Source organism: Micromonospora xinjiangensis (assembly GCF_056150165.1).
Genome location: NZ_JAXCFO010000001.1, coordinates 567,933 through 593,281 on the forward strand (window position 1 = coordinate 567,933; position 25,349 = coordinate 593,281).

11 protein-coding genes are annotated in these 25,349 nt (G+C 71.5%); 2 read left to right on the forward strand and 9 right to left on the reverse strand.

The genetic code is table 11. From position 1 onward, the window contains the following. Positions 1 to 56: 56 nt before the first annotated feature. The 3 genes from SM573_RS02790 to SM573_RS02800 all read right to left on the reverse strand — a co-directional run bounded on the left by SM573_RS02790 (position 57) and on the right by SM573_RS02800 (position 5,905). Entirely contained in the window at positions 57 to 3,536 is a 3,480-nt protein-coding gene (locus SM573_RS02790; RefSeq protein WP_474615402.1) for an ATP-binding cassette domain-containing protein, read from the reverse strand. A gap of 264 nt (positions 3,537 to 3,800) precedes the next feature. Further along, on the reverse strand, positions 3,801 to 4,640 hold the full coding sequence (locus SM573_RS02795) for a GNAT family N-acetyltransferase (protein ID WP_474613877.1): 840 nt from the start codon (positions 4,638 to 4,640) through the stop codon (positions 3,801 to 3,803). 56 nt (positions 4,641 to 4,696) lie between these two features. After that, positions 4,697 to 5,905: an MFS transporter gene (locus SM573_RS02800; protein ID WP_474613878.1), complete on the reverse strand. Its 1,209-nt coding sequence runs from the start codon at positions 5,903 to 5,905 to the stop codon at positions 4,697 to 4,699. Between the two features lie 120 nt (positions 5,906 to 6,025). Here SM573_RS02800 and SM573_RS02805 point away from each other — a divergent pair, with 120 nt between their 5' ends. Continuing rightward, positions 6,026 to 6,607, forward strand: a complete 582-nt coding sequence (locus SM573_RS02805; RefSeq protein ID WP_474613879.1) for a PadR family transcriptional regulator — start codon at positions 6,026 to 6,028, stop codon at positions 6,605 to 6,607. A 72-nt stretch (positions 6,608 to 6,679) separates the two neighbouring features. Here SM573_RS02805 and ispG read toward each other — a convergent pair whose 3' ends face one another. From ispG to SM573_RS02835, 6 genes are all read right to left on the reverse strand, one after another. Beyond that, positions 6,680 to 7,852: a flavodoxin-dependent (E)-4-hydroxy-3-methylbut-2-enyl-diphosphate synthase gene (ispG, locus tag SM573_RS02810; protein WP_474613880.1), complete on the reverse strand. Its 1,173-nt coding sequence runs from the start codon at positions 7,850 to 7,852 to the stop codon at positions 6,680 to 6,682. A gap of 8 nt (positions 7,853 to 7,860) precedes the next feature. Then, positions 7,861 to 9,111, reverse strand: coding sequence for a M50 family metallopeptidase (locus tag SM573_RS02815; protein ID WP_474613881.1), 1,251 nt, complete (start codon positions 9,109 to 9,111; stop codon positions 7,861 to 7,863). Next, positions 9,111 to 10,322: a 1-deoxy-D-xylulose-5-phosphate reductoisomerase gene (gene dxr / locus SM573_RS02820; protein ID WP_474615403.1), complete on the reverse strand. Its 1,212-nt coding sequence runs from the start codon at positions 10,320 to 10,322 to the stop codon at positions 9,111 to 9,113. The genes SM573_RS02815 and dxr overlap by 1 nt, the downstream gene beginning before the upstream one ends. Before the next feature lie 411 nt (positions 10,323 to 10,733). Continuing rightward, the gene (locus SM573_RS02825) at positions 10,734 to 12,578 is read right to left on the reverse strand and encodes a LamG-like jellyroll fold domain-containing protein (RefSeq protein WP_474615404.1); all 1,845 of its coding nucleotides are present in this window, start codon (positions 12,576 to 12,578) and stop codon (positions 10,734 to 10,736) included. A 215-nt stretch (positions 12,579 to 12,793) separates the two neighbouring features. Then, positions 12,794 to 13,285 (reverse strand): YcxB family protein, encoded by a 492-nt coding sequence (locus SM573_RS02830; protein ID WP_474614023.1) that lies wholly within the window; start codon positions 13,283 to 13,285, stop codon positions 12,794 to 12,796. A 697-nt stretch (positions 13,286 to 13,982) separates the two neighbouring features. Then, on the reverse strand, positions 13,983 to 21,785 hold the full coding sequence (locus tag SM573_RS02835; protein WP_474615405.1) for a ricin-type beta-trefoil lectin domain protein: 7,803 nt from the start codon (positions 21,783 to 21,785) through the stop codon (positions 13,983 to 13,985). Between the two features lie 452 nt (positions 21,786 to 22,237). Here SM573_RS02835 and SM573_RS02840 point away from each other — a divergent pair, with 452 nt between their 5' ends. Next, the gene (locus SM573_RS02840) at positions 22,238 to 25,330 is read left to right on the forward strand and encodes a DNRLRE domain-containing protein (RefSeq protein ID WP_474615406.1); all 3,093 of its coding nucleotides are present in this window, start codon (positions 22,238 to 22,240) and stop codon (positions 25,328 to 25,330) included. Positions 25,331 to 25,349: the final 19 nt, after the last annotated feature.

Genomic DNA, 25,349 nt, shown 5'->3' on the forward strand with positions numbered 1-25,349 from the left:
TCCGATCCGACGCAGACCTCTTGATCAACACCGCGACCGCGGGGGCGGGGGTGCGGTCAGCCGGCCAGGTGGGACCAGCGGCCCTCCAGATCGCGCCAGGGGCCCTGGGCGGCGACCGTGCCGCCGATCAGCACCACCACGTGGTCGGCGCGCACCAGCGCGGCCCGCTTCGACGTGGAGCCGACCACGGTCACCCCGTGCTCGCGCAGCGCGGCCCAGAGCGCCAGCTCGGTCGTGACGTCCAGCGCGGACGACACGTCGTCGGCGACCAGCAGCTCGGTACGGGGCGCCAGGGCGCGGGCGAGCGCCAGTCGCTGCAACTGCCCGCCGGACAGGCGCGTGCCCTTGTGCCCGATCAGCAGCCCCAGCCCGCCGCCGGCGGCGGCCAGGTCGTGGTCGAGCTGAGCGGTCGACACGGCCGCGCCCGCGTCCACCTCGTGCCCGAGGGCGATGTTCTCCGCCACCGTGCCGGAGAGCACCCGGGGCAGCTGCCCCACATACCCGACCTGGTTCGGGCGCAGGAACAGCTCCGGCTCGGTGACCGGCTCCCCGTTCCAGCTCAGCCGCCCGGTGTGGTGCACGATCCCGGCCAGGGCGCGCAACAGCGACGACTTGCCCGACCCGACCGGCCCGACGACGAGGACGAGCTGCCCCCGCTCGACCGTGAGGTCCACGTCCCGGACGGCGAGCGTCCCGTCCGAGTGCAGCGCCCCGAAGCCGCTCAGCTCCAGGCGGCGCAGCGGGTGCCGGGGCGGCGTCTGCGGCGCGGGCGCCGCCCCGGCGGCCAGGTCCACCCCCGGCACGGCGGCCGAGTAGGTGGCGACCCCGCTCATGGCCACCGTCCGTCGCGTCCACACCCGGGCGGACGGGTAGTGGGAGACCAGCGACGCGGTGGTCCACGCGAACCAGCGGGCCGCGCCGAGGGTGGAGACCGCGACCAGCGTGGCGCCCGCGGAGAGCCCGCCGCCCAGGAAGAGCGCCCAGGCGCCGATCGGCAGCAGGCCGCTGACCACCGACGGGGTGGACCGGGCCCACACCTGCATGGAGATCTCCCGGCGCTGCCGGTCGCTGCGCACCGTGTCCAGCGCCGCGAGATGGTGCAGCACCGGCGCGGTCGCTCCGGCGAGCTTCACCGTACGGGCGGCGGAGAGCGAGGAGACCAGCGCGGTGGCGAACGCGGCGCGGGCCTTCACGGTGCCGCCGGCGGTGCGTTCGAGCCGCGGCCCGAACAGCGTCGCGGCCAGCCCGGAGACCACCATCGTGCCGAGGAAGAAGAGGCCCGGCACGACACTGCCGGTGACCACGGTCATCGTCACCACGATCACCAGCGAGATGAACTGGTCCATCAGGTTGTCGGCGAGCTGCACCACCCGCTCGGTGTCGCCGCCCTGCGCCACCACCTCGGCCGGGGTGTGCCCGCTGACCCGGCGCGGCCCGGTCTGGCCGTGCACCAGGCGCAGGCTGATCCGCAGCATCTGCCGGATCCACCACTGCGGGAACCACAGATTGGTCAGGTAGGGCAGCGGCAGCACGACGAGCAGCGCGGCGGCGATGCCGATCGCCGGGAGCCACGGGTCGCCCCCGTCGACCACGTCGGCCCAGAGCCAGGGCAGCACCGACCCGTCCAGGCCGAGGAGTGTCAGCACCACGAACAGGGCGATGGAGACGAGCCCGAAGCGCGGGTCGTTGAGGCCCAGCCGCAGGATCTCCCGCATGGTCCGCGCGGGCGGTGGCGGGGGCAGCGGCGGCGGGTCCGCCTTCGCCACGGCCGCCGGCCGGTCGGCCGCCACCGGCTCGACCGGCTCGGCGAGGTCCCAGTCCGGGTCCGGCGCCGGCAGCAGATCCACCCCGCCCCGCCCGCCCGTCCCGGCGTACGCGCCGGCGGTCGCCAGCAGCTCGGCGAAGCGTTCCGACTCGCGCAGCGGACCGGCCTCCAGCACGGCGCCGTCGGCGAGCACCACCACCTCGTCGCAGCGACGCACCGACGAGAGCCGGTGCGCGATCACGATGCCGATGCGGTCGGCGAGCAGCCGCTCGGTGGCCTGCCGCACCCGGGTCTCGGTGACCGGGTCCAGACGGGCGGTGGCCTCGTCGAGGATCACCACCCGGGGGTCGCGTACGAGGATCCGGGCGAACGCCACGAGCTGCTCCTGCCCGGCGGAGAGCACGTGCCCACCCTCACCGAGCCGGGTGTGCACCCCGTCGGGCAACTCGGCGATCCACCCGGCCAGCCCCAGCTCCTCCAGCGCGCGGCTCGCGTCGCCCAGCAGCTCGGGGTCGAAGAGCGCGACGTTCTCGGCCAGCGTGCCGGCGAGGATCTCGGTGCGCTGCGGCACCACGGCGATCCACCGGCGCAGCTCCTCGACGTCCAGGTCGACGAGGTCGGTGTCGCCCAGGAAGACGGTGCCCCGGGGCACGTCGACCGCCCGGGTGAGCACCTTGGCCAGTGTGGACTTGCCCGAGCCGGTGCGGCCCACGAGGGCGTACGAGCGGCCCCGGGCGAAGGTCAGCCGGATGTCCCGCAGCGCGGGGCCCCGCTCGTCGTCGGACGGGTAGCGGAAGGTCAGCCCGCGCACGCTCAGGTCGCCGTCGGTGGGCGCCAGCCCGCCGACCGGTTCCTGCGGCGCGGCGGAGAGCAGCTGCACCCGGGCCCACGCGCCGAGCGCGTACTGCAGGTGGGGCACCCAGCGGGCCATGTGCTCGACCGTCGCGCCGAACGCGATGGCGAGCAGCCAGATCGCGGTGAGGCGGGCGCCGTCGATCCGGCCGCTCGCCAGTGCCCACGCGCCGGCGAGCACCACCACCGCGATCCCGGCCCGGATACCACCGGCGGCGACGGCGGTGACGTGGGCCGACATCCGGAACACCGTGCCGGCCCGGGCGATCACCTCGGCGGCCCGGCGGGCGTAGAGGCGCAGCACGTACGGCCGGGCCAGGCTGGTCCGCACGTCGTCCTGGCCGTGCACCGCCTCCTCCATCACCGCCGCGAGGTCCGACCAGGCCTCCTCCTCGGCCATCCGGGCCGGGGCGATCTGCCCGGTGGGGCGGCGCAGGACGACGGCGAGCAGTGCGGTCAGCACGATCATCCCGACGCCGGCGGGCCACCAGACCACCAGCGCGCTCGCCATCGCCAGCAGGCACAGCGCGAGGCCCTGGACGATCCGGACGCCGGTGTTCCGCAGCTCGGCGGCGACCTGGTAGACGTCGTTGTCGATACGGTCGAGCAGTTCGCCGACCGGGGTGGTCTCCAGGGTGGGCAGGTCCTGCCCGAGCGCCACCCGGCACAGTCGCCGCCGCACGTCGGCGGACCAGTCCGCCGTCAGGCCGGCCATCAGCAGCCCCACCACGAGGTCGGTCACGACCGCGGCGACCAGCGCCACGGCCAGCGCGGTGAACCAGCCGACCGACCGGTGGACCAGCACCGGCCCGGCGAGCGCGGAGGCGGCCGCCTGCCCGGCGGCGCCGAGCACGATCATCAGGACGACGAACGCCATGCGGCGCGGCGCGGTGGCCCAGAGGTCTCGGAGCAGGCGCATGGGAAGTCCTCCGGACTCTGGTCGGGTGGGGGCGGTGCCTCCAGCCTCGTCGGCGAGCCCGGGCGGATCAACGCAATTTCGCCCCTGGCCGAGGTCCTGTTCGAATCTGGCCGGCGCGGGGTGGCAGCCCGGCAACGGCGGCCCGGAACTCGGCGCTGAGCAGGCCGATCCCGTGTCGCAGCAGTTCCTCGCTCGCGTCGCGCCCGGACCGGCCAGCGGAGGGACCGGTTGGCGGCGCCACGGGCGGGCGCGTGCCGGGGGCGGTCAGAACAGCACGGTGGCGAGCGTGCCGACCGGGCGGAAGCCGCACCGCTCGTAGACCCGGCGCGCGGGGAGGTTGAAGTCGTTGACGTAGAGGCTGACCGTGGGGGCGACGCGCAGCAGGGCGTCGCGCACCACGGCGGCCATCGCCGCCGTGGCGATTCCCCGGCCCCGCCACTCGGGAGCCACCCAGACGCCCTGGATCTGCGCGGTGCGCCGGGTCACCACCGCCAGCTCGGCCTTGAAGATCACCCGACCGTCGGCGAACCGGGCGTACGCCCGACCACCCCGGACCAGCTCGTTGACGCGGCGCCGATAGCTGCGCCCGCCGTCCTCGGCCAGCGGGGAGACCCCGACCTCCTCGGTGTACATCGCCACGGCGGCCGGGAAGAGCCGATCGATCTCCCCGCCGCGCACCCGCCGCACCTCCGGGTCGGCGGGCACCGCGGGCAACGCCTCGGTGGCCAGCAGCGGCTGGTTCGGGCGTACGTCGCGAGCCGGGCCCCAGACGTCGGAGAGCCGGTCCCAGAGGCCCAGTACCTGGTCCGCCCGACCGACGATTGACGAGCAGAGCCGCTCCTCGCCGGCGAGCAGGTCGGCGAAGGCGTCGATGGCGGGCTCGGTGGCGAGCACCGGGGTGAGGTTGCCGCCCAGCCAGCAGATCGACTCGAGGTTGCGCCGGGCGCCGTAGCCCAGGATCCGCCCCTCGGCCCGCCACCAGGAGAGCCCGCGCGCGGCGACCCGCTCGGCGACCTGCGCGCCCGCGTACGGGTCCAGGTCGAGCAGCCGCTCGACCGCGCGTCGTTCCGATTCCCCCAGTTGCCGTACGGGCACCGTCAGCACGTCTCCAGCGTGCCAGATCCGGCCCCCGCCCCGCGGGCCGAGTGCTGAGCCCGGCCTCAGACGGCCACGAGCTGGTCCTGCCGGCTGCGCCCCGCCCACCGGACCACCGGAGGCACCAGCGCACCGAGGAGCAGGAAGAGCCCACCGAGGAGCAACCAGCCCGGTACGCCCCAACCGACCGCGAGGTGGGTCACCACCACCGGCGCCAGCATGGACCCGAGCTGCATGCCCATCCCGTACGCGCCCTGGTACTGGCCCTGGGCGTGTGCCGGCGCGAGCCCGAACGAGATGCCCCAGCCGGCCGCGGCGTGCCACAACTCGCCCACGACGTGCACGAGCGCCCCGCCGAGCAGCAGCGGTACGGCGACCGCGGCGGGCACGTCGCCGCTCGCGGCGAAGAGCGCGCACGCGACCGCGATCACCGCGCCGGCTCGGCGGGCGGCCCGACCGGCGCCGGTGAGGTCCTCGGTGCCCCGCGAGGCACGGACCTGGAAGAGCACCACCATCACCGTGTTGACGAGCATGCAGCAGGAGATCAGCCAGCGCGGCGCCTCGGTGTGCTCGGCGATCCACAGCGGCAGGGCGATGTTGAGCAGCCCGAAGTGCATCGACATCAGCCCGTCGAGGACGGTGAAGGCGAGGAACGGGCGGTCCCGCAGGGCGATGAGCCGCGGCCCGTGTGCCGGCACCGGGACGGGCGGCACCGCCGGCAGGGGGAGCAGGACGGCCGCCGCGACCAGGTACGTGACGGCGTCCAGCAGGATCAGCGCCACGTACGCGGACCGGGTGTCGGCGGCGAGGCCGACTCCGGCGAGCACCGCACCGACCGAGATCCCGACGTTGGTGACGGCGCGCAGATGGGCGCGGGTGCGTACGCGCTGCTCGGCGGGGACGGCACCGGCGATCAGCGCGCCGCGCGAGCCGCGGCTGGCCGCGTCGACGACGGCCATGAGCACGCCGACGACGAGGAAGGTCGAGAAGGACCGGACGGCGACCAGCGCGGTGGTGCAGGCCGCGGAGGCGAGCAGCGCGGCGAGTTGGAGGCCGCGGGGTCCGTACCGGTCGGCGAGGTAGCCCATCGGGGTGCTGGCGATCAGGCTCACCAGCGCCGTGATGGTGAGAGCGAGACCGACCTGGGCCACCGTCAGTCCGACCGAGCGGGTCAGGAAGAGCGCGCTGACGGTCAGCCAGGTGCCGCGGCCGACCGTGTTGACCAGGGTGGAGAGGGCGAGGATCCGGGACGGCCCCGGTGCGGGAAGCAGCACGAGGGACACCATAGCAAGACGTACGTACGGTTTGTTAGCCGCCCAAACTTCGACTTGTCGGTGATGCATTGGCGATATATCGTCGACGTATCAGCGATCGAACGATGTAGAGGAGAACCGATGGGTTTCCACCGACGGATGCACGCCATGCACGAGATGCGCATGCGGGGCTTCGGCTTTCCACCGGTGCCGCCCGGCCCGCCGCCGTTCCCGCCCGGCCCACACGGGCACGGGCACGGCCGGGGGCGCGGTCGGGGGCGCGGCCGCCGACCCCACGTGCGCGGCGCCGTCCTGGCCCTGCTCACCGAGCGGCCGATGCACGGCTACGAGATGATCCAGGAGATCGACTCCCGAACGGGCGGGGCGTGGCGGCCCAGCCCCGGGTCGATCTACCCCACCCTGCAACTGCTCGAGGACGAGGGCGTCATCACCGCGGCCGAGTCCGACGGAGGTCGGAAGCGGTTCACCCTCACCGAACAGGGGCGGGAGGAGGCGGCCACCGCCGCGCAGACCCCGCCCTGGGCGGAGTTCGCCGAGACGACGGTCAGCAGTTGGCACGACATCCGGGACGCCGGCGCGCAGGCCATGCAGGCGCTGCGGCAGGTGATGACGACCGGCACCGACGACCAGCGGGAGCGGGCCGCCCAGGTGCTCGACGAGACCCGGCGCAAGCTCTACGCGATCCTGGCCGAGTCGGAGTGACGGCACCCGTACGCCGAAGAGGGTGGTCGTTCCCGTGGGAACGACCACCCTCCGGCGTCGGTGCGGCTACCTCTAGTGGACCGTGACGGTGGGGCCGGTGACCAGCCCGCGCAGCTCCTCCGGAAGCTCGGCGCCCATCTGCTCGGCAAGCCGCAGCGCCTCCTCGATCAGCGTCTCCACGATCTGCCCCTCGGGGACGGTCTTGATGACCTGCCCCTTCACGAAGATCTGCCCCTTGCCGTTGCCGGAGGCGACACCGAGGTCGGCCTCCCGGGCCTCCCCCGGACCGTTGACGACGCAGCCCATGACCGCCACCCGCAACGGCACCGGCAGCCCCTCCAGGCCGGCGGTGACCTCCTCGGCCAGCTTGTAGACGTCCACCTGGGCCCGCCCGCAGGACGGGCAGGAGACGATCTCCAGGCCGCGCTCACGCAGCCCGAGCGACTCCAGGATCTGGATGCCGACCTTGATCTCCTCGACCGGCGGCGCGGAGAGGGAGACGCGGATGGTGTCGCCGATCCCCTCGGCGAGCAGCGCGCCGAACGCCACCGCCGACTTGATGGTGCCCTGGAAGGCCGGGCCGGCCTCGGTGACGCCCAGGTGCAGCGGGTAGTCGCACTGCTCGGCGAGCTGCCGGTACGCCCGGATCATGACGACCGGGTCGTTGTGCTTCACCGAGATCTTGATGTCGCGGAAGCCGTGCTCCTCGAAGAGCGAGCACTCCCAGAGCGCCGACTCGACCAGCGCCTCGGCGGTGGCCTTGCCGTACTTGCTGAGCAGCCGCTTGTCCAGTGAGCCGGCGTTGACGCCGATGCGGATCGGCACGCCGGCGTCGCTCGCCGCCTTCGCGATCTCCTTGACCTTGTCGTCGAACTGGCGGATGTTGCCCGGGTTGACCCGGACGGCCGCGCAGCCGGCGTCGATCGCCGCGAAGACGTACTTCGGCTGGAAGTGGATGTCGGCGATCACCGGGATCTGCGACTTCTTGGCGATCGCCGGCAGCGCCTCGACGTCGTCCTGCGACGGCACGGCGACCCGGACGATCTGGCAGCCGCTGGCGGTGAGCTCCGCGATCTGCTGCAACGTGGCGTTGACGTCGGCGGTGAGGGTGGTGGTCATCGACTGCACCGACACCGGCGCACCACCGCCGACCGGGACCGAGCCGACCATGATCTGGCGGCTGGCCCGGCGCGGGGCGAGCGGCGGAGGCGGTACGGCAGGGATACCGAGACTGACAGCGGTCACTTCAGCACTCACCTTGAGAAGAGCGTGATCGGGTTGACCACGTCCGCGGTGATGGTCAGCAGCGTGAACGCGCCACCGATCAGGATCACCGCGTACGTGAAGGGCATGAGCTTGAGGTAGTCGACCCGGCCCGGGTCCGGGCGGCGCAGCCGCGCGTACACCCAGGAGCGGGCCCGTTCGAACCAGGCGATGGCGATGTGGCCGCCGTCGAGCGGGAGCAGCGGCAGCAGGTTGAACACGCCGATGAAGAAGTTCAGCGAGACGAAGAGCATGAAGAAGACGAGCCAGGCGTTGTTCTCCACGGCCTCGCCACCGAGCCGGCTGGCGCCGACCACGCTGATCGGGGTGTCCACGTCCCGCTCGCCGCCGGTGATCGCCTGCCACAGGGCGGGGACCTTCTGCGGGATCCGCTGGAGGGCGTGCAGGGTGCCGACCGCCATCTCCCCGGTGAAGTCGGCGGTCGCGCCGAACGCGGCCACCGGCCCGTACGTCACCCGGGTGGGCGTGCTGGGCACGAGCCCCACGCCGAGCGCGGCGACCGGGCGGACCTCCCCCTCCGGGTCGTCCAGCGGCGGCCGCTGGGTCTGCGCGAGCACCGCCCGGGTCTCGGCCGGCTGCCCGTCGCGGACGTAGCCGATGGTCGCCGTGCTGCCGGGCTGGAGGCTGCGCAGGCCGTTGAGCAGCTCGCCGTAGTTGTTGATCGGCTGGCCGTTGAGCGAGGTGATCCGGTCGCCGTCGCGGAGCTGGGCCTGCGCGGCCGGGCTCGCCACGTCGCCGGGCTGGCACGCGCGGGCCGCGTTCTCCGGCACCACGCAGTCGCTGAGCGCGATGACGGCCGGCTCCTTGCGGATCTCCGCCTCGGTGCTCGGGAAGTCCGGGTTGGGCAGGCCGGCGGAGACGGCCAGGATCCAGAGCGTGATCAGGGCGAGCGCGAAGTGGGTGATCGAGCCCGCGGACATCACGATCGTCCGCTTCCAGACCGGGTAGCGCCACATGGCCCGCGGCTCGTCGGCCGGGTCCACGTCGTCGTCCTGCGGCGTCATGCCGACGATCTTGCAGAAGCCGCCGAGCGGGATCGCCTTGACGCCGTACTCGGTCTCGCCACGGCGGAAGGACCAGAGGGTTGGCCCGAACCCGACGAAGTAGCGGGTGACCTTCATCTTGAAGGCCTTGGCGGTGAGCATGTGCCCCGCCTCGTGCAGGCTCACCGAGATGAGGATGGCCAGCGCGAAGAGCACCACCCCGAGCAGGTATGCCATCAAGCTCCTTCCACCGCCCCGGCGATGATCTCCTGCGCGTGCGCGCGCGCCCACGTCTCGGCCGCGAGCACGTCCTCGACGGTACCTGGTTCGCCGAACTCCGGAGCGTCCTCCAGCACCCTCGCGACGGTGTCCACGATGCCGAGGAAGGGCAACCGGCCGGCCACGAACGCGGCCACGCACTCCTCGTTCGCCGCGTTGTAGACCGCCGGGCGGCAACACCCGGCCTCGCCGGCCGCCTTGGCCAGCGCGACCGCCGGGAACGCCTCGTCGTCGAGCGGGGCGAACTCCCAGGTGTGGCCGGCCGTCCAGTCGACCGCGGCGGCGGCCTCCGGCACCCGGTCCGGCCAGCCGAGGCCGAGGGCGATGGGCAGCCGCATGTCCGGCGGGCTGGCCTGGGCGAGGGTGGAGCCGTCCGCGAACTCGACCATCGAGTGGATCACCGACTGCGGGTGCACCATCACCGTGATGTCGGCGTACGGGACGTCGAAGAGCTCGTGCGCCTCGATCACCTCGAGCGCCTTGTTGACCATGGTGGCCGAGTTGATCGTGACGACCGGCCCCATGTTCCAGGTCGGGTGCGCGAGGGCCTGCGCGGGCGTGACCTGGGTCAACTCGTCACGCCGCTTGCCGCGGAACGGGCCGCCGCTGGCGGTGACAACCAGCCGCCGCACCTCGCCCCGCGTGCCACCGCGCAGGCACTGGGCCAGCGCCGAGTGCTCCGAGTCGACCGGCACGATCTGCCCCGCCCGCGTCACCGCGGCCCTGACGAGAGGGCCGCCGGCCACCAGTGACTCCTTGTTGGCCAGGGCGAGCGTACGGCCGGCGCGCAGCGCGGCCAGGGTCGGCGCCAGCCCGAGCGAACCCACCACCCCGTTGAGCACCACGTCACAGGGCCACTGCGCCAGCTCGGTCATCGCGTCCGGCCCGGCGATGATCTTGGGGAGGCGGAAGTCGCCGCTGGCCCAGCCCCGCCGGCTCGCCTCGGCGTAGAAGGCGAGCTGGAGATCCTGGGCGGCGGAGGCCTTCGCCACGCCGACCGCCTCGACACCGAGTTCGAGGGCCTGGGCCGCGAGCAGGTCGACGTTGCCGCCGCCCGCGCCGAGCGCCACCACCCGGAACCGCTCCGGGTTGCGCCGGACGATGTCGATGGCCTGGGTGCCGATCGAGCCGGTCGACCCGAGCAGGACGAGATCTCGCGGGGAAGTCACCCCGCCATTCTTCCCCAGCCGCGCTGGACGTCCGCTGAGAGCCTCAATTCTCCCTGCTGACCTGCTCGTCCCGCGCGGCGGCGCCCACCGGCCGGTACTCCCGGGGCCGGTCGATCACGTTCTTACGCCGCTTCCCCGGCGAGACGATCTCCCCGAGCAGCACGGCCTCCTCGTTCGGTACGGAGCTCCTCCCGCCGCCGGAGCGGCGAAGCACCCGGCTCGGGCGCCGGCTCCGGCGCGAACGGCCTGGGCCATCACGCCTCACCCCCTCGGCGGAAGATCCTGCTACCGGCCAGCCTAGGGGCGGCCCCGATGCGGGCGGTCCCGCACAACCGGTGGCCGGCCCCCGCCGTGCGCCGGGTGGCGTGGACCGGTGCCGGGACGACCGGACCGGCCCACGCCGCACCCGCGTCAGACCCGCATGAACCGGTTCACCGGCAGCGGGCGGTTCACCACCCGCACGTCGCCGATCCAGCCGTAGAAGCCCTGCTCCACGATCCGGTCGTAGTGGTACGCCCCGACCAGCCACGGCTCGTTCGACGTGGCCAGGCCGACCGCCGGGGTGGACGGGTTGCGCAGCAGTTCGGCGCCGTCGACGTACATCGTGGTGGTTCTCCCGTCGTTGACCACCGCGACGTGGAACCACTCGTCGGCGGGCATCTCGTGGCCCCAGTTGCTGGAGATGTCGTTCCGGTTGAGCGGGAAGACGGCCCACTGCAACGCCATGCCGTCCGACAGGCTCAGCGTGGCGATCGGCTCCGCCGGGTCACCGCCGGTCTTGCCCGCGTCGCGGCCGGCACCGAAGCGGCTCAGGATGCTCATCCACGCGTGGTTGCCCGCCCGGACGTCGGCGGGGAGCTTGACGAACGCCTCGATGGTGTAGCCGTCGCGGAAGGTCTCGGTGTTCAGCGGGGCACCGTCGACGGTCCGCAGGTACGCACCCCGGGCCGGCTTCTTGGCGCCGTCGAAGCGGAGGCTGGCGTGCGCCGGCTGGTCGGGGTGGTGCTCGTCGGACCAGCGCAGCGCCTCCGGCCCGCTACCGGTCAGGGTGACCCGGGTGAGGTGGTTCCCGCGCCCGGAGAGATCCTCAATCCGCGCGCCCTCCGGGACCGCGGCGCCGTCCGCGTGCCCCCGGTCGAACCGCCAGTAGGCGAGCGTGCCGGGGACCAGCACGGCGCCCGGGTTGCGCGGCGCGCGCGGCGGCACCGGGTCGAAGCCGGCGAACCGCGCCGCGAAGTCGAGCCGGACGCTGAACCGGTTGGTCTCGTCGGTCAGCTCCACCTCGCGCCGCTGCAACGCGTTGCGCTGCTCGGGCCGCTGCCCGAGAATCCACGGCGAGAAGGTCTCCACGTCGATCGTGTTGCGCGCCAGGTCGAACTGGTAGAGCCGGATCATCGCGCTGCCGCCGTAGTAGCGGTCCTGGTAGTTGGTGATGTGCAGGTGCACGTCGTGCCCGGCGGCGTTGCGCAGCACCGTCCGGCCGGGCGGCCAGTAGTGCCCGTTGAGGGTGAGGAAGATCTGGTCGCTCTCCGCCACGAACTCGCCCCAGAGCCGCTGGCCGTGCCCGGAGAGCGTCGCCGCACCACGGTCGTCGGCGTACACCATGTCGTGCGTGGTGAGGATGACCGGGGTGCGCGGATGGGCGGCCAGGACCGCCTTCGCCCAGGCGAGACCGGCATCGGACGGCCGCCAGTCGAGCGCCAGCAGCAGCCACTGCCGGCCCGCGGCGGTGAAGACGTGGTACGTGTTGTAGCCGTCCGGGGTCGCCCCGGCGTACGTCGGCAGCTTCCGGAACCGCTGCGGGCCGAACACGTCCAGGTAGGGGCTCGGCCCCCGCTGGTCGGTCGTGGACGAGTCGATGTCGTGGTTGCCGGCGAGCACGCTGTACGGCATCCGACGGCGATCGAAAATCTCGAACACCCTGCCCGCGGCGGCGAGTTCGTCGGCCCGCGCGTTCTCGACGATGTCGCCGAGGTGGGCGGTGAAGACGATGTTCCGCTCCGCCTGGTTGTCGATGATCCAGCGCAGGCTCGCCGTCAACGGCGCGGGGTCGCCGCGGTCGGTGTCGAAGAGGTACTGCGTGTCCGGGATGACGGCGATCGTGAAGCGGGGCAGGTCGGGGTCCGGCCGACCGCCCGCGCCGTGCGCGCTCGCCGACGCGGGGGCGAGGGCGCCGACGGTGCCGGCGCCGACCAGCCCGGCACCGACCAGGCCGGCGCCCTGGAGGAATCGGCGCCGACTCGGGCCTTCTTGCATGGTGTTGCTCCTCGGATCGGGGAATGCTCCAGGCTCAGTACGCCCCCCGACCGCGAACGGTGATCATGGTGCCCGGCAACGCCGTCCGAACTCCCCGTGAACCTCCCCCACCCGCATTCACTGGCCCGCCGCGCCTCCGTTGACGTCGCGCGCAGCCGCCCCCGTCCGGCCCTCTCCCCCACCTGCCACAGCCCGGCGGTAAACGGTGGGCGCGGTCAGGCGGAGATCGACGCGCCCTCAGGCAGCAGCCGCCGGCCACGGAGGAAACCGGCGAGCACGTCACGGTCGGCCGGGGACAGCCCGGCGATCGGCACCGGGACGACCTGCTGTCGGTTCACCTTCAGGACCAGCTGGCCGGGGATCGGCTCGACCGACTCCAGCGCCTCCCAGCGGATCCGGCTCTCCATCAACGCCGAATCCATCCGCACGCCCTCGTCCGAGAACTGCCAGGCGATCGGGATGCCGTACGTCTTCCAGCTCGCCTGGACCGCGCTGCGCACGACCAGCGGCGGCAGAGCCCAGAAGATGACCGCCCCCACCAGCCAGCCCACCGCCACCACGGGGTTGTCGTCGAGGAGCACCGCGACCGCCGCCGGCAACAACAGGACGAACCCGCAGAGCGTGAACAGGCGCAGGCTGCGCCGAAGCGTGCGGCGCAGCGCGTACGCCAGCAGACGCCGGTCCGGCTGAGTCTCGAAGCTGATCATCACGACGGCAGACGATAGTTGAAGGGAAGGAGATCCATCTACGATCCCTCTAGCTCCACCAAGACTTCATGCCCGATGCCGAAATGCGAAATGAACGAACGCATGAAGGCTACGGTGACGTCCCTCATTCGACCCACCTGCGAGGCTCCAGCTTGCGCATACTCCCGGAGAGAGGAAAGCGCCTCCGACTCCCGCCCTCTGATGGCACAAGCAATTGCGAGGTGGCCACTCATCTCCTGATATCGGCGGGCGGCGAGCATCCAAGAGATCATGTCATCCAAGCTCTCAAATCCCTCGAAAAATCCGCCTCCCGCCTCATTCAAATCGCGAAGCAGAACAGTCGACAGGGACTCGACCGCACTTGACGATCCAGCAGTCCACCGCTCATACGGAGCATTTCTCACACCCCGCTCACGCAGAATATCCGCCAAACCCCTTCCAAATGAGGAAGCGTCTGCGAGCCCGCGCGGCTGGCGCCCTTTGAATATTGCAACCAGGCGACTCACCTCGGCGTGCCCTATGCCCAGGTTGGGATGAAAGGTCACCTGCGTCGGGAAGGACTCCGGAACGAGACCGATGCTGTACACGATGCCGCCCGGTTGATGCCTAGCGAACCTCGGTTCGTCGCTCCGCGCACCAGTCCGCACCCACCCGCCTCTCTGGAGGGCTGCATCGAGCAGCCCCACCACCTCGTCCCTTAAGGCGTGCATACGGGGCACCACCACCTGTCGGTCTTTACGGGCATCGGGGGCATCATATCGCCGTTGTGGAAGCCGAACTCTTTCAGCTTGTCTGTTCCGAGTTCGGCACCGATAGTCTCCAACTCCGGGTAGCCAATCCGTTGATTCGGAGTGTAGTCGCCCGTATTGACCTTGGCTTCAATCGCTTCCCAATGCCCTGCCGGATGCTGTGCAACAAAGTCCGCGCGGAACTCGGTTCCATCACTCGCATAGAAGGTTACTTCCGGGGTGATGTTCGTATACCCCTCGTTCTCCAGCCTCTGGCGCGTAGCCGCCGCCCCCATCGGACCATGGGGGGCTCCATTCACCGGGCAGGCTCCGACTGCAGTGTTATGAACCAGCAGGGAAGTGCTCCCCGCCAGGACGTAATAGGTGTGAACATTGGCTACAGTGAGGTTGTGGACGGTGGCACGGGAAGCTGTCCAACGCTGGACCGCCGTAATCTGGACATAAGTTCCGGAACTCGTCCTCAGCCATTGGCCGGAGTGCAGGTCGCCGGCTTCGATCCATTGGCCCAGCTCGGCTACCCAGAACGGGTGACCATCAGTGGCTGTGACCTCGGCCGTCGCCTGACCGCGCTTGCCATCGGTGTCAATCACGACCTTCACCAGGTGCTTGAGCCCGTCGCCCTTGATCGCCGCCGTGACGGTCTCTATCTCAGCTCGACCCGTCTCAGGATCAGTCACCACGACCTTGTCGCCCGGCTCGACATCTTCGATCGGCTTTGTGGAGCCATCAGCCATCAGGACCTTGGTGCCGGGAACAAAGCTGTTGCAATCCCCGCCCTCGACCCGACCGGCGCCGCCGTTGCCACTGGCGCCGCCGTTGCTGCGGTTGGTGGCCCCAGTCGATCCACCGGGCTTCGAGTCGCCCTTGCCGCCGCCGCCGGCGCCCTTGCCTCCGGCACCACCCGAGCCGGCCGAGGAACCCTTCGGGTTGGACTTGGCCTGGGCCTGTTTCTGGACCGGGTTGCCGGTCTTCTTCGAATTGTTGACGGCCTTGTTACTGGTCGTGTTGACCTTGTCCGCGGCCTTCTTCTTCGCGGCCTGGGCGGCCTTCTTCGCCCGCTCGATGGCCAGCTTCTTGGCGTTCAGCGCCGCCTGTTCGGCCGCCCGGGCGGCCGCCATCACCGCCTCTGCCGCGCGTTTGGCCGCCTTCCACGCCTGGATCGCGGCGATCGTCCGGTCCACGGCCCGGATCACCGCCGGGATCTTGCCGATCTTGCCCCAGGGGATCGCCCCGATGATGAGGCTGCCGCACGCCCACATGTCACCGCCGAAGCAGTTGATGGCGTCGTTGATACCGATGAACTCCTTCAGCACGTACCAGGCCGAATCGAGGATCACCGACAGGAGCGAGCGGTTCATGTCCGACTGCGCCTGGGCCACCTGCGCGGCCGACAGGCCGGCACCGGCCAGGGCCGCCGCCATCTCGCTGGCGGTCAGCGCCACCGACAGGCCGCTCGGGTCCGAGAGGGTCACCGGGTTGTTGTGCGCGTACGCGTACCCGTTGTTCTGCGCCGGGTCCGTGAGGTCCAGCACCGGGTCCGCCGAGAGGAACCGGCCGACCACGGGGTCGTACATGCGGGCGCCCAGCGGCGCGTAGCCGGACGCGTCGTCCCGGGGTGCGCCGAGGAACCCGGCGTTGGCCTGGAGGTTGTACGGGCGCCCGCGGACGTTGCCGAACGGGTCCTGCTTGCGCATCCGGACCGACATGGCGCCGGAGAGCACGATCTCGGCGTACGGGCTGCCCTGGTGGTCCCCCGCGAGGGCGACCAGGCTGGGGGACCCGCCTCCGTGCGAGTAGCGCACCATCGAGCCGCCGGGGACGGCGTACGTGCGCTGGGCGCCGAGCAGCACCCCGCCGCGCTGGACGGTGATCATCGACTCGCCGAGGTTCAGCGTGGCCTGCCGCGACTGGATCGTCAGCAGGCGGGTGCCGCCGGGCCCGTAGATGTAGCGAGTCTCGGCCTGCGCCTCCCACAGCTGCGCCGGGGCGGCGCTGTCGCAGGTCGCCAGCACGATCGGGGTGCCGCTGGCGGTGGCCCCGTCCTTGACGGCGACGCACAGCCCGGACGCGGTGTGCTTGAGCTGCCCGGTCGTGGTGCGCTCCAGGCGCTGGATCGCGGACCCGTCACACTTCTGGATGCCGAACGCCGAGCCGGCCGTGCTCGCCGCGGGCTGGACGCACCAGGTGCTGTCGAACGCGGTCAGGGTGCCCAGGTTCGCGTTCGTCTGCCCCGGCGTCGGGGTGAACGCCCACTTCTGCGCGGGCGTGCCGTTGCAGCCGTACAGCTGCAGCGGGCGACCCGGGTCCAATTGGCCGGCGCTGAGGTCGATGCACTTGCCGGCGAGACCCACGTACTCGGTCCGGCCCTTCGTGCCCTGGCCGGTGATCCGCTCGACCTGGCCGTCGTACGTCCAGGAGAGCGTCTGCTCGTCGCCGTTCTCGATCGACTTGACCGACTTGGTCTCGCCGGTCAGCTCGTAGAGCCGCTCCGCCTCCGCGGTGACCTGGGCACCCGCCGGGGTGACGTACTTCCTGGTCACCTTCGTGAGGGTGCGCGGTTGGCTGCCGTCGGCCTTGCCGTAGGCGTAGGTGCTGGTGGCGTCCTTGGCCGTGTTCCCGGTCAGGTCCTTCTCGACCAGCTTGGTGCGGTTGCCGAGCAGGTCGTACTCGTACTCCTGCCAGTAGCCGGCGCCGTCGGTCCCCGCCGTGACGTTGACGGTGCCGTCCGAGCCGAGTGGGTCGGCCTGGCAGGATGCCTGGTCCTTGGCCGTCCAGGCCGTCGTCAGCTGGCCCGTCGCGTCGTACCGGAAGCACTGCCGCTCCTCGATGCCGAGCGAGCGTTCCCGGATGGCGGTGACGTTGCCTGCGGAGTCGTACCAGTAGGAGCGGTGCGAGACCAGGTTGCCGCCGACGACGCCCTTGTCGCCGGTCTGCTCCCGGTAGACCTGCTGGTCGGTGAGGGCGCCGCTGGCGTCGTCGTACGTCGCCATCGACCAGACCCGGTACGGCTGCGCGCCGAGCGTCGACCGGAGCACCTGCCCGTAGGGCGAGTAGACGGTCTCCGACCCGTACCAGTCCTTGCCGGACACCGAGAGCGGCAGCCCGTCCTTGGTGTAGCGGACCAGGACCTTCTCCGACGGCAGGTTGCCGATCTCCGGCAACGTCGCCGACTCGGTCAGGCCGGTGTCGGTGTACGTGTAGTCGTAGGTGTACGAGGTCTTCAGGCCCCACGTGTCGGCGATCGCCTGCGGCAGCGTGAGGGTGGTCGACGTCGGCTGGTAGTCCTGGGTGTAGCCGCCGATCGACTGCTTGTACGGCAGGCCGTCGGTGTACCGGGTGGCCGTCGCGGGCAGGCCCTTGCCGCCGGCCACGGTGTCGTAGGTGTACTCGGCCAGCAGCGTGCCGGTGCTGTCGCCGAGGCGCTGCCGCGTCGGGCGGGACAGCTCGTCGTAGCCGTTCCAGACGGTGATGTTGCGGGCGTTGGTGGCGGTGACCTGCCGATCCCGGTGGTCGTACGTGAGCCGGGTGGTGCCGGCGTCCGGGTCGCTGCTCTCCACGAGCCGACCGCGCTGGTCGTAGCGCCAGGTCCACGGGTGGCTCGGGTCGGCCGAGTGGGTGGCCTTCGCCAGCTGGCCGCGGCTGTCGTACTCGTACCGCATGGAGGTGAACGCGGTGTGCGCGCCGTTGGTGAACGTGTCGACGCGGGAGGTGCGGCCCAGGGCGTCGGTGAACATCCGGTAGGAGGTCGCCCCCGCCGGGTTGACCACAGTGGAGTGGTCTGCGCCGTACGTGTAGCTGGTGGCCCGTGCCGGCGTCTCCACGCCCCGCAGGACCGGCGTCTCCTTCGTCACCCGGCCGAGGCCGTCGTAGGTGTAGCGGGTGGCGTTGGGCACCGCCGTGTCGGCGAGCGGGGTGAACAGTTGACCGATCGGGGAGCCCTCGGCGAAGTAGGCGTTGTTGGTCTGCCACACCTCGCCGGAGCTGTTGTAGAGGGTGTCGGTGATGAGCCGGCCACCGCCGGTGGCCTCCTCCTGGGTCTGCCGCTCTCGGCCGAGGCCGTCGTAGAGGGTGACGGAGGTCTGGATCCGGTTGTCGTGCCCGCGGCTGAAGGTGGTGATGTAGGGCGGCTTGCCGGCCGGGACGGCGTACTCGGCCTTGAAGTCCGGAACGGCCGCGGCCGACGGGGTGCGGCCCGGCGCCCACGCCTCGACCAGGCGGCCCAGCGCGTCGTACTTCGCCTCGCTGATCCGGCCGTTCAGGTCGGTGGTCTTGACGGTGACGGCGCGGCCCGGGTCGAGCTCCTGGACCTGCTTGTGGCCGAGCGAGTTCTCCTCGGTGACCCGGTAGGACTGACCGACGGTCGCCGAATAGGTGATCTTGGAGATCTTGCCGTCCGGGTCGGTGCGCTGGGTCACCCGGCCGATCTGGTCGAAGCCGGTGGTGCCGTCGGACTGGAAGCCGGAGCCGTCGCCCTTGAGCGACCAGGTCTGCGTGGCGAGGCCACGGGTCGCGCCGTCGAGGCCGACGCCGTACGCCTTGCCGTCGTAGGCGACCCGGCCGGCGCCGCTGAGCGTCCTGAGGTCACCGAACGTGGCGGCGGCGCAGGTGGTGGGGCTCGTGAGGGTCTGCTTGGTCAGCCCGATGACGTTCTTGTCGAGCTGGTGCAGGTACTCGATGGAGGTGCAGGACTCGTCACCGGACTTGCCGGTGTCGCCGAGCACCTCGATCTGGGTGGGCAGGCCGTGCGTCGTCTCGAAGGTGGTCTTCGTCTCGACGACCCGCAGCGTGCGCGTGTCGTCGCCGGTGCCGGACGACCGGGTGTACGACACCTGGCGCGGCTCGGTGACCCGCCAGGCGCGCAGCGGGCTGAGCCCGTCGTCGCGGACCCGCACCGCGAGTTCCCGGGCGTCGGGGTAGGTGACGCTGCGGGTGAGCCACTCGCCGTCGGCGTCGCCGGCACTCGCGTATGTCAGCTCCTCGGCCACGCGGCCGGCGAAGGGCTCCTCGTCCTTGGCGATCTCGACGCCGGCGATGTCCTTCACCGACACGGTGTCGCCCATGCCGCGGAAGTAGCGGACGACGGACTTGGTCCGCTTGCTGCCGATGTCCGGGTCGTCGGCGCCGGTGACGACGGTGACCTGCTGGAAGCCCGCGAACTGCGAGTAGGTGCGGGTGGCCTTCTTGGTGAACTCCTGCTCCGCGAGGCGCCAGCCCGGGTTGGCGTAGGTGTACTGGGTGACGGTGCTCAGCGCGCCGTCGATGGCGGGCAGCTCCTCGACGGTCTCGACGACGTACTTGTGGAACCAGTCGATGTCCTCGACCTCGGGGTCGGGGTGCCAGAACGACGGATAGCAGAGCCGGTTGTTGGCCTTCAGCTCGGCGGTGTCACTCTTGCCGGGCAGGCCCGTGCCGGTGGCGCAGTCGCCCGTGGGCGCCTTGTAGGTGACGACGGTCTCGCCGCCGTACTCGTTGATGACCCGGGCGATGCGCAGCCGGGAGAAGCCGGGGCGGTCGTCCCGCTTCACGCGGTTGGGCATGTCCTCGGTGTTGGACTCGAAGCGCACCGGGTTCAGGGTGATCTTCTCGCCGCCGCGGCCCCAGCCCGTCCGCGTGACCGACTCCAGCCAGAGGGCGGTGTTCGGGCCGGTCTTCAGGATCGGGAAGGACTGCTTCAGCTGGTACTCGTCGACGACCTGGAGGGCGCTGTTGCCCTCGATCCGCTGCGCCGAGGTGGTGATCTTGTCGAGCCGCTTGCGGGAGAAGAACGACGGTGAGGCGTTCCAGCACTTCTGGCCGCCGGCGCAGCGCAGGTCGGCGGGGGTGTCGTACCAGATGCGGAACTCGCTCGGCTTCTTGCTCGTGAAGTTCGCCTCGGTGCAGGTGATCGAGCCCTCGGCGAAGCACCGCTCCTCGACGGTGAAGGCCACCCGCGCCAGCGGTGCGGCGGAGAAGATGTTGTCCTTGCGCTGCCCGTAGTCGATCCGGGTCAGGTAGCCGCCCCGGTCGTACGGGACCGGGTCCTTGAAGTTGAAGTTCCGGGCGTAGTGGTTCGTCTCCTTGGCCCACCACAGGCTCATGGCGTTGCCGTGGACGTCCTCGACGTAGTCGAGGGACCACCGCCAGGCCTGGGTGCAGACGGAGCCGGCCCAGTTGCCCTCCTTGTAGCAGGTCTCGTCCGGGTTGCCGTCGTTGGCGTGGTTGCCGTACACGGGCACGGTGAGCACCGAGTTCGTGACCGGGTCGTCGGCGGCGGTCCCGTGGTCGGACCAGCCCGGCAGTCGGTTCATGCCGAAGTGGTAGCGGGTGCCGTCCCGGGTGGTCACCACCCAGTACTCGCCGGACGCGTCGCCGTTGGCCCGGCCGGTGTCCTTCAGCAGCTCGACCTTCGAGCCGTCGCCGTTCGCGGTGAACCAGGCGTCCTTGCCCGAGTCCCAGACCAGCTCGGTGGTCGTGCCACCGAGGGACATGGTGGCGTTGTTCGAGCCCCAGCAGAGGTCCGCGGTGCGGTGCTTCTCGTTGTTCGCACCCGGCTTCTTCGAGTCCTCCCGGCAGGTGGCGTAGCTGCGGGTGATGGCGCCCGCGTGGTAGTCCCAGCCGTCGCCGATCCAGGAGGCCTGGTTGTTGGAGGCGGAGGTGCGGCCGTCCACGGACTGCGACGAGTAGCCGAGGGCCACCTTGGGCATGAGGCCGCCGGCGGTCTCGGGCACCTGCACCTGGTACGAGTAGGTGAACGCGCCGGACGAGGAGCCGGCGGCCCAGGATCCCGACGAGAGCAGCGGCGTGGCCGTGTAGTCGCCGGCCGCGGAAGCTCCGGTGTCCAGCACGCCGACGACCCCCGACGCGGCCGACGGTTCGGCGGCGCTGGTGGTGGCCCGGCCGGCGGGCGCGGCGTCCGTGTCCAGGAGCTGGCCGACGGGCACGCTTCCGGTCACGACGCGCCGCACGGGCGCGTCCTCGGCGGCCGCGATCCGGGCGGGCGCCTTGGTCGCGGGCACCAGCTCCACCTCGCTCGGCAGGGCCTGGGCGGCGTCCCCGGCGGAGAGGGTGAGCCCCGCCGTTCCGGTGCCGTCACCGGTCGCGCAGTCGCCGCTGTCGGGGGCGTCGTAGACGCACTCGGGCAGCAGCACGACGCCGAACCGGTCGGCGGCCTGCGGGCCGTACAGGTCGGCGAAGGGCGTGTAGTCCACGCTCAGCGCCACCTCGGCGGCCGGGTCCGCGGTCGCTGGCGGCGTGATCTTCATGATCAGGCCGGCGACGCCCGCGTCCTGCGACGCCTCGGGAGCGGCGAGGTCGACGGTCCAGTTGCCGGCGATGGCGGTGGGGTCGCCGCCCTCCGGGACACCGAGGGCGACCGGCAGGTCGTCCACGGGCTTGGTCTCACCGGGCGCGATGCCGGTCAGGTCCACGACGCCGCTGTCCTGCTGCCACGGCGTGACGGCCTGCGGCTCGTACGGGTCTACCGGCACCGGGTCGGCGGTGGTGAGGTTGGTCTCCGCGCTCTCGTCCTGGCCGACGCGCTCGCTCGCCGGGAGGTCGGGGAGATCGACCTGCATCTCCTCGCGCTGCATGCCCGGGCCGGGCACCGCCCACGCCTCGGCGGGCACCATCGTGCCGACGAGGGTGGTGGAGAGGAACACCACCATCGCGGTGCGGGCGCGACGCCACCGGAGGCGGCCCGGCTCCGGCGCGATCCGGCGACGCTCCATGGGGATCCGTCGGCCATGCCACCGCAGCAAACCGATACCACGCATACGCGTCGACTCCCACCAGGCGCGAAGACGAAAGAGAAGGCGCGGAAAGACCGCGAAGGCACGCGCCGGGCACGGCACGTGCGTGAGCACTCTGCGGGAGGAGCGATCGCCACTCAAGGTCACGAAGGGTGACCGCAATCGATTTTTTGTGATGTGGGCCACACGAATATTGCCGCGATGATCATCAATCTCCGGCGGACCCCGTCCTTCCACCCCGATGTGGACAGATCGGCTAATTTGATCACCGCCAAACCGGGCACACGCCATCAATTTCCGCCGTAACCATCCGTGTGCGCGCTGTTAACGTCACGGATCGATAACGGTCTCGGGATGGACGAGAGTGCCTTCCCTCATGCGATCGTGTGCCCGCGTTCTGCCCGGCGGCCCGCCGGACCGGGCTGCCTGTCCGCGCCTTTCCCCCTGTCCGCCTGGCCCACGGGAGTAGACCCGCCGTGACCGCGCCTCGCCTGCTCAACCCCCTCGTGCGCACGCGCACCAGGCTGACCCTCAGCCTGGGCCTCCTGCTGGTACTCATCGCCGCCCTGCTGCCCTGGTGGCCCGGGCCGGACGAACGCGGGAGGGCGTCCACCCGGATCACACCGGTGCCGGTCGCCCCGCGCGACGAGGTGGCCGCCATGACCGAGGCCCTCCAGACCGGCAAGGAGGTGCTCGTCGACACGGCCACCAGCGCCACCTCGCAGACCTGGGCGCTCCCCGACGGGCAGCTGCGCACCACGATCCACGCCATCGCCCAGCGGACGAAGAACGCCGAGGGGCGGTGGGTGCCCGTCGACAACACGCTGACCCGCGGCGGGACCACGACGAGCGGCCTGGACGTCCGCCCCGTCAACCCGCCCAGCCCCGTACGCTTCTCCGGCGGCGGCGCCGGCGGATCGGAGACCGTACTGGCCGAAGTGGACATGAACGGCCACACCGTCGCGTACACCTGGCCCGGCCCGTTGCCGACGCCGGTGCTCGACGGCCCCCGTGCCCTCTACCCGGAGGTCCGCCCCGGGGTGGACCTGCTCGTCGTGGCCCGGGAGGACGGCGGCTTCGCCCAGTTGCTGATCGTGAAGAGCCGCGCGCCCGAGACCATCGACGCCGTCCGGACGCTGGCCTACGGCCTACGGTCCGAGACGCTCGTCTTCCGGCACGACGCGACCACCGGGGGTGTCCGCGCCCTCGACCGGGCCAGCGGCACGGAGATCGGCTCGATCCCCACGCCGTTCGCGTGGGACTCCGCGGGCCGCGACCCGGAGAACCCCGACGCGGCCCCGCGCACCGCCGTGTCCAGCCCGTCCGACGTCCTGAACCTCTCCGGCCTCGCCGGCGCCGAGCCGGGCGCGCGGCGGGCCCCGATCCCCACCCGCCTCGACGGCGACGGCACCGGTGACGCCCGCCTGCGCCTGGACGCCGCGGCCACCGGCTTGCTCACCCGCGCGGACGCGCTCTTCCCGGTCTTCCTCGACCCGACCCTCATCAGCGGTTGGCAGGCCTGGGCGACCGTCTACTCGCAGCACGCCAACACCAACACGTGGAACGGCACCAACTTCAACTCGGGCACGACGGACGCCCGGGTGGGCTACGAAGAGGACACCCCGCTGCGGGCCCGCTCGTTCTGGCGGATGGGCTACAACAGCGGCCTCAAGGGCGCGGAGGTCAGCTCCGCCACCTTCAAGGTGCTGAACAACCACTCCTGGAACTGCACGGCGCGGGAGATGCAGCTCTGGCTCACCGGCGCGATCTCCTCCGGCACCACCTGGAACAAGCAGCCGACCTGGCGGGCCGAGCAGCAGCGGAGGTCCTTCGCCCACGGCTACGGCAGCAGCTGCGCCGACGACTACGTGAGCTTCAACGTGAAGGGCGCGGCGCAGCAGGCCTCCGACGAGGGCTGGTCGAACATCACGCTGGGCATGCGTGCCACCAGCGAGTCCGACACGCTGACCTGGCGCAAGTTCAAGGTCAGCTCCTCGGAGCTCAGCGTCACCTACAACCGCCCGCCCCGCGAGCCCACCGGCGGCGCGTCGTCGCCCGGCGGCGCCTGCGTTCCGGGCCCCGGCAACGGCGTCACCGTCGCCAAGACCAACCTCGTCCTGTCGGCGACCGCCACCGACCCCGACGGCAACCTGAAGAGCCTGCGGTTCCGGTTCTGGAAGAACGGCACCACGGCACCCGCCGACACCGTCGTGACCGCCGCGAGCAACGGCAAGGCCAGCGTCACGATCCCCACCACCACGCTCGTGGACAAGACGACCTACTCGTGGGAGGTGCGCGCGGAGGACGAGTCGGGGAAGATGTCGTCGTACTTCCCGCCCGGCAACGAGCCGTGCCGCCTCACGATCGACGCCTCGGCTCCCCCCGCACCCGATGTCACGAGTGACGTGTGGTTGGAGGCCACGCCCGACGGCGCGACCTGGTCGAAGGTCAAGTTCGGCCAGACCGGCCCCATCACCTTCACCGCGGCCGGTGCGACCAAGTTCAGCTACGCGTTCGAGGCCATCGGCGCCAAGGAGGTCGCCGCGACCAACGGCACCGCCACCGTGCCCGACCTGAAGCCGCGGCACGCCGGCCCGACCACGCTGCACGTGTACGCGTACGACGCCGTCGGCAACCGGAGTGCCCGCACCGACTACTACTTCTACGTGCCCCCGCGGGACACCGCGGACGGGCCGGGGGACACCGGCGGCGACGGGATCGTCGACCTGCTCCTCGTGGACTCCGCGGGCAAGCTGCGCAACTACGTCGGAGACGAGGGCGGCGAGCTGTACGCGTGGCTCCAGGGCTCGTACGACGACGCCGGCACGCTGAACCCGCCGGGCCACTGGTTCAACTCCGGGACCGGTCAGGCCGCGCTGATCACCAAGTACAACGACGCCTACCCCGGTGACGGCACCACCGACCTGTTCGCGCGCACTCCCGACGGCGGGTTCTGGCTCTATCCGGGAGACGGGTACGGGACGTTCAACGTCGACCAGCGCCTGCGGGTCCTGCTGCCGCCCGGCACCCCGGACCCGGCGACCTGGACGCAGATCAAGGCGGTCGGCGACATCACCGGAGACAAGCAGCCGGACCTCGTCCTGCGGTCCGGGCTGACCTTCTGGGTGCTGTCCGGCTACACGGGGGCCAGCTTCCAGCAGGCGACCCTCATGAACGCCGACGCGTGGGCCCGCCGGGAGATCGTCAACATCGCGGACGTCGACCTGGACGGCACGCCGGACCTGCTGTGGCGCAACCTCGACAACGGCAACATGTACGTCCGGCACGGGAAGCCGGGGTCGGTCGCCGGCAGCGTGAACCTGGACTCGCTGAAGACGGCCGCGGCCTCCCGCAGCGGCGACGTCGCCTACGGCACCAGCTGGACGGAGACGAACGTCAGCGCGCTCGTCGGCATCCCCGACGTCAACGGCGACCGGGTGCCCGACATGTGGGCCCGGTCCGGCGTCGACGGGCAGATGCGGATCTACTACCCGTCCACCACCAACACCAACGCGCCGGTGAAGGTCGTCCTGGGCGACGACTGGAGGGTCATGAAGTCCTTCGGTTGAGCGGAGGCACCGACGCAGG